Below are 6,077 nucleotides of genomic sequence, written 5' to 3' on the forward strand. Positions count from 1 at the left end.
CTCTTCCGGCTTCAGCTTGCGGCTGCGGGCGCGACTGGCGAGGTCCTTCATCTCGTTGGAGATGGTGGACAGCGTCTTTTCGTCGGCATGCCGAATGATCGGTGTGATCAGGCCGCCGGGGATCGACACCGCGACGCCGACATCGGCGTGCTTGTGCTTGACCATGGCGCTTTCAGTCCACGAGGCATTGGCATCGGGCACCGCCTTCAGCGCCATCGCCATCGCCTTGATCACCATATCGTTGACCGACAGCTTATAGGCCGGTGCCTCGCCCTTGTCGGTCTTCTTCACCGGGGCTGCCGCATTGATCTGCGTGCGCAGCGCCAGCAGCGCATCGAGCTCGCAGTCGAGCGTCAGGTAGAAATGCGGAATGGTGGTTTTGGCCTCGACCAGGCGGCGCGCAATGGTCTTGCGCATATTGTCATGCGGGACGAGGTCGTAGGAGCCCTGTTCGAACAGTTTCAGCACCTGATCGTCCGACATCGCCTTTACCGGCGCGGCAGGAGCAGCAGCCGGCACGCCAGCCGGAGCCTTGGCGGCAGGCGCCGTCTGGGCGCCGCCACCGGCAATGGCCGCGTCGACATCCGCCTTCACCACCCGGCCATGCGGACCGGTGCCGGTCACGGCAGACACATCGACACCGGCTTCCTTGGCTATGCGACGTGCGAGCGGCGACGCGAAGGTGCGTCCTTCCGGCGACTGGCTGATCTCCCCCCTTGTGGGAGAGATGGCCGGCAGGCCAGAGGGGGGCGTCTCGCGCTGAGAGGACGGCGGGACAGCGCCCCCCTCTGTCGACTTCGTCGACAGCTCCCCCACGGGTGGGGAGATTGGCGCCTTGTCCTGCTTGGCCTCGGCTTTCGCTGGAGCAGCATCGCCCCCGCTTTTCGCGGCAGCGCCTGCATCCTCACCTTCGGCAGCGAGCACGGCGATCAGAGCGTTGACCTTGACGCCTTCGGTGCCGGCGGGAACGACGAGCTTTGCGACCGTGCCCTCATCGACAGCCTCGACTTCCATCGTCGCCTTGTCGGTCTCGATCTCGGCAATGACATCGCCCGGCGAAACCTTGTCGCCTTCCTTGACGAGCCACTTGGACAGATTGCCCTCTTCCATCGTGGGCGACAGGGCCGGCATGGTGATGTTGATTGGCATTTTGTCCTCCCGCCCGGTTCAGCGATATGTGACGGCTTTGACCGCCTCGATGACTTCGCCGACGTTCGGCAAAGCCAGTTTCTCGAGGTTGGCGGCATAGGGCATCGGCACATCCTTGCCGGCGATGGTGATGACCGGCGCGTCGAGGAAATCGAAGGCGCGCTGCGACACCTGGTTGGCGATATGGTCGCCGACCGAGTTCTGCGGATATCCCTCTTCGACAACGATCAGCCGGTTGGTCTTCTTGACCGAGGCGATGATGGTGTCGAGATCGAGCGGCCGGATCGTGCGCAAGTCGATGATCTCGGCATCGATGCCCAAGCCGCGCAGCTCGGCTTCCGCCTTGACCGCATAGGTCATGCCGATGCCGAAAGAGACGATGGTGACGTCCTTGCCGGTCTTGTGGATGCGCGCCTTGCCGATCGGCAGCACGAAATCATCCAGCTTCGGCACGTCGAAGGACTGGCCATAGAGGATCTCATTCTCGAGGAAGATGATCGGATTGGGATCGCGGATCGCCGCCTTCAGCAAGCCCTTGGCGTCGGCGGCGGTGTAGGGCATCACCACTTTCAGGCCCGGAATGTGGCTATACCAGGCGGCGTAGCACTGCGAGTGCTGCGCGGCGACGCGTGCGGCAGCGCCGTTCGGTCCACGGAAAACGATCGGCGCACCCATCTGGCCGCCCGACATGTAGAGCGTCTTGGCGGCGGAGTTGATGATCTGGTCGATCGCCTGCATGGCGAAGTTGAAGGTCATGAACTCGACGATCGGCTTCAGGCCGGCCATCGCCGCGCCGACGCCGACGCCGGCAAAGCCATGCTCGGTGATCGGCGTGTCGACGACGCGCCGCGGCCCGAATTCCTGCAGCAGCCCTTGCGTGATCTTGTAGGCGCCCTGGTATTCGGCGACCTCCTCGCCCATGACGAAGACATCGCCGTCGCGGCGCATTTCCTCGGCCATCGCATCGCGCAGCGCTTCGCGCACCGTGGTCGAGACCATCTCCGTGCCGGCCGGAATGTCCGGATCGGCGGCGATTTCCGTCTTCGGTGCAGCAGCCACCGGCGCGGCAGCCGGTTTTGCGGCCTCCGCCTTGTCCTCCGCCGCGGCTGGAGCCTCTGCCTTTGCCGGTGCTTCCGCCTTGGCGGGAGCCGAGGACTTGCCGATATCGCCGGCACTTTCGCCGTCCTGCAGCAAAACGGCAATCGGTGTGTTGACCTTGACGCCTTCGGTGCCGGCGGCGATCAGGATCTTGCCAAGCGTGCCTTCGTCGACGGCCTCGACTTCCATCGTCGCCTTGTCGGTTTCGATCTCGGCGATGACGTCGCCGGCGACGACCTTGTCGCCTTCATTCTTCAACCACTTGGAAAGATTGCCCTCTTCCATGGTCGGCGAGAGAGCGGGCATGAGAATTTCGATCGGCATGTCCTTGCCCTCCCGTTACAATACGATATCGGTCCAGAGCTCGGACGGATCCGGCTCTGCATCGTTCTGGGCAAATTCGGCGGCGTCAGCGACGATGTCGCGGACCTCCTTGTCGATGGCCTTAAGCTCGTCCTCGGTTGCCCACTTCTTCTCGATGAGCCGCGCCTTGACCTGTTCGATCGGGTCATGGTCGGAGCGCATCTTCTGCACTTCTTCCTTCGAGCGGTATTTCGCCGGATCGGACATCGAGTGCCCCCGGTAGCGGTAGGTCTGCATTTCGAGAATGATCGGCCCGTTGCCGGCGCGGCACCATTCGGTCGCCTGGTCGCCGGCGGCCTTGACAGCGCGCACGTCCATGCCGTCGACCTGGATGCCGGGAATCTTGAACGAAGCGCCACGGTGCGAAAAATTGGTTTCCGCCGAAGAGCGCGACACCGAGGTGCCCATGGCATACCGGTTGTTCTCGATGATGTAGATCACCGGCAGCTTCCACAGCGAGGCCATGTTGAAGCTTTCATAGACCTGGCCCTGGTTGGCCGCACCGTCGCCGAAATAGGTCAGCGAGACATTGTTGTTGTCGCGGTAGCGGTTGGCGAAGGCCAAGCCCGTGCCGAGCGACACCTGCGGGCCGACGAGGCCGTGGCCGCCATAAAAGTGCTTTTCCTTGGAGAACATGTGCATGGAGCCACCCTTGCCCCGTGACAGGCCGCCGCGACGCCCGGTCAGCTCGGCCATGACGCCGCGCGGCGACAGCTCCATCGCCAGCATGTGGCCGTGGTCGCGATAGGCGGTGATCATCTGATCGCCGTCGATCAGCGCCATCTTCATGCCGGTGACGACCGCTTCCTGGCCGATATAGAGGTGGCAGAAGCCGCCGATGAAACCCATGCCGTAGAGCTGGCCGGCCTTTTCCTCGAAACGACGGATGAGCAGCATGTGCCGGTAAGCGGCAAGCTCTTCGTCCTTGGTGAATTCGACAGGTTTGGGGGCCGAAAGCCCCGATTTGCCGTCGGATTTGGATTTGGCAGGCGCTTTTCTGGCGGCGGTGGCCATGCATCACTCCCTGTTGGCGTCTCTTCGTGGACATTAGAGCAGGATGAAATCTGCTCTGGGGAGATCAGCTCCTCCCCACCGATTTTAGGGAGGCTAACACGCGTCAAAGCGTTGCGCCATGCCGAATTTGCATAGCTGGCATGCGCCTAAGCGATTAAAATCATTGAAAATATTGGTGATTAACTTGAAATCAGTTATTTCGCCGAGGCCGGCAACATAATGGTGATTTCGTCAGCTTGGGACAGATTGAGCGCCTTGCGCGCCTGCTCATCGAGCATGTCCTTCTCGAGCGTGCCTTCATGCATCAGCCGAACGCGGCGCTCGAGCTCCATGCGGCGCGCCTTGATCGCATCGAGCTGGCCTTGCAGCGCAACCGTCTGGGCTTCCAGCTGATATTTCGAGTAGATACCGAATTCGCCGTGATAGGCATGAAAGCCGAAATAGGCCAGGAACGCCACGCAAAGCGAGGGAATGATCAGCCGGCCGGTGTTTCTCTGCTTGTGCTGACGCGTCCACATCGCCCGATTCCTCTAGAGCATGATGCCGAAAAGTGTGAAGCGGTTTTCGGACGACATCATGCTCTATCTCTTTGATTTAGAGTCGGATTCAGATTTCAGGTCGAACAGACCTGAGATCATCCGGCTCTAGCCCGCGAACTCAGGCGGCTCACGATCTTTCTCGCCCGATTGTGCTTAACGGACGGTTACGGGTGACCTGTTTGGCGGCGCCGAAACGAAAAAGGGCGGGAATGCTCCCGCCCTTTTGTCCGGTATCGATGAGCCGGTGTTTCCGGATCAGCCCTTGACCACCGACTTGCCGGCGTAGCTTGCCTGCTTGCCGAGCTCTTCCTCGATGCGGATCAGCTGATTATACTTGGCCATGCGGTCCGAGCGCGACAGCGAGCCGGTCTTGATCTGTCCGCAATTGGTGGCGACGGCGAGATCGGCAATGGTCGAATCCTCGGTTTCGCCCGAGCGGTGCGACATCACGGCGGTGTAGCCGGCCTTGTGCGCGGTCTCGACGGCGTCGAGCGTTTCCGTAAGCGAGCCGATCTGGTTGACCTTAACCAGGATCGAGTTGGCAACCCCCATGCGGATGCCGTCGCGCAGCCGCGCCGTGTTGGTGACGAACAAATCGTCGCCAACCAGCTGCGTCTTCTTGCCGATCAGGTCGGTCAGGTACTTCCAGCCTTCCCAATCGTCCTCGGCAAGACCGTCCTCGATCGAGATGATCGGATAGTCGGTGGCAAGCTTGGCCAGGTATTTGGCCTGGGCCTTGGGATCGCGCGTCTTTTTCTCGCCTTCATAGACGTAGTTGCCGTCCTTGAAGAACTCGGTCGCGGCGCAATCGAGGCCGAGCGCGATCTCGTCGCCCGGCTTGAAGCCGGCCTGCTCGATCGATTCCATGATGAAATCGAGCGCCACCGGAGCGCTTTTCAGGTTCGGGGCAAAGCCGCCCTCGTCGCCGACATTGGTGTTGTGGCCGGCATCCTTCAGTTTCTTGCGCAGCGTATGGAAGATTTCCGAACCCCAGCGGACACCTTCGCGCAGCGTCGGCGCGCCGATCGGCAGGATCATGAATTCCTGGAAATCGATCGGGTTGTCGGCATGCGCGCCGCCATTGATGATGTTCATCATCGGCACCGGCAGGAGATGCGCCTTGGTGCCTCCGACATAACGGTAGAGCGGTAGGCCGGCGGCATCAGCGGCCGCCTTGGCCACCGCCAGCGAAACGCCGAGAATGGCGTTGGCGCCAAGCCGGCTCTTGTTGGGCGTGCCGTCGAGCTCGATCATGGTCTGGTCGATATGGATCTGGTTTTCGGCTTCCATGCCGCCGATGGCCTCGAACAGCTCGCCGTTAACCGCCTCGACGGCTTTGAGCACGCCTTTGCCGAGATAGCGGGCGCCGCCGTCGCGCAGTTCGACGGCCTCGTGGGCACCGGTCGAAGCACCCGACGGCACCGCCGCGCGGCCCATCGAGCCGTCTTCGAGAATGACATCGACCTCGACGGTCGGATTTCCACGGCTGTCCAGGATTTCACGCCCGACAATGTCGACGATGGCGGTCATTTGCGATGTCCTCGATTGATCTGAAGAATGCCGCACGTCTTAGCCAAAGTGCTGCAAAAGGCAATCGGCCCGCTGGCAATTATTGCCGCGGCATCGGCCTCCGAACGATTCACGAAGCGCAAATCGCCGTCATCATAAGTCATGTACGGTCGGCTGACTTCCGGTTAAGGTGCAGCGCGCGGGGCGAAACAGGAGGAGTTTCGCCATGTCTCAGTTGAGCGGTATCGTGAGTCTGTTTCTGATCGCGGCGGCATTCCTGACGTCATGCGACAATCAGCAGTCGCCGCCGAAGGCGATGGCCCCCTTACACGTCAGCGAATAAGCCGGAATCCAAAGCGGCCCCGTCTCTCTCGACGGGGCCGCTTTGTCGTTGTTGTTAATGCC

General features: G+C 61.7%; 5 protein-coding genes. All 5 read right to left on the minus strand.

Annotated elements, in window-relative coordinates; translation table 11 throughout:
* On the minus strand, window positions 1–1,149 hold a 1,149-nt coding region (locus tag EN949_RS31940; RefSeq protein WP_127371892.1), incomplete at its 3' end, for a 2-oxo acid dehydrogenase subunit E2.
* An 18-nt stretch (window positions 1,150–1,167) separates the two neighbouring features.
* Window positions 1,168–2,571: a pyruvate dehydrogenase complex E1 component subunit beta gene (locus EN949_RS31945; RefSeq protein WP_013531482.1), complete on the minus strand. Its 1,404-nt coding sequence runs from the start codon at window positions 2,569–2,571 to the stop codon at window positions 1,168–1,170.
* A gap of 15 nt (window positions 2,572–2,586) precedes the next feature.
* The gene (pdhA, locus tag EN949_RS31950; RefSeq protein ID WP_127371893.1) at window positions 2,587–3,624 is read right to left on the minus strand and encodes a pyruvate dehydrogenase (acetyl-transferring) E1 component subunit alpha; all 1,038 of its coding nucleotides are present in this window, start codon (window positions 3,622–3,624) and stop codon (window positions 2,587–2,589) included.
* A gap of 194 nt (window positions 3,625–3,818) precedes the next feature.
* Window positions 3,819–4,142, minus strand: a complete 324-nt coding sequence (locus tag EN949_RS31955; RefSeq protein ID WP_013531480.1) for a septum formation initiator family protein — start codon at window positions 4,140–4,142, stop codon at window positions 3,819–3,821.
* A gap of 276 nt (window positions 4,143–4,418) precedes the next feature.
* Entirely contained in the window at window positions 4,419–5,693 is a 1,275-nt protein-coding gene (gene eno / locus EN949_RS31960) for a phosphopyruvate hydratase (RefSeq protein ID WP_064994168.1), read from the minus strand.
* Window positions 5,694–6,077 lie beyond the last annotated feature (384 nt).

Source organism: Mesorhizobium sp. M7A.F.Ca.US.007.01.2.1, assembly GCF_003998165.1.
Taxonomy (GTDB): domain Bacteria; phylum Pseudomonadota; class Alphaproteobacteria; order Rhizobiales; family Rhizobiaceae; genus Mesorhizobium; species Mesorhizobium ciceri.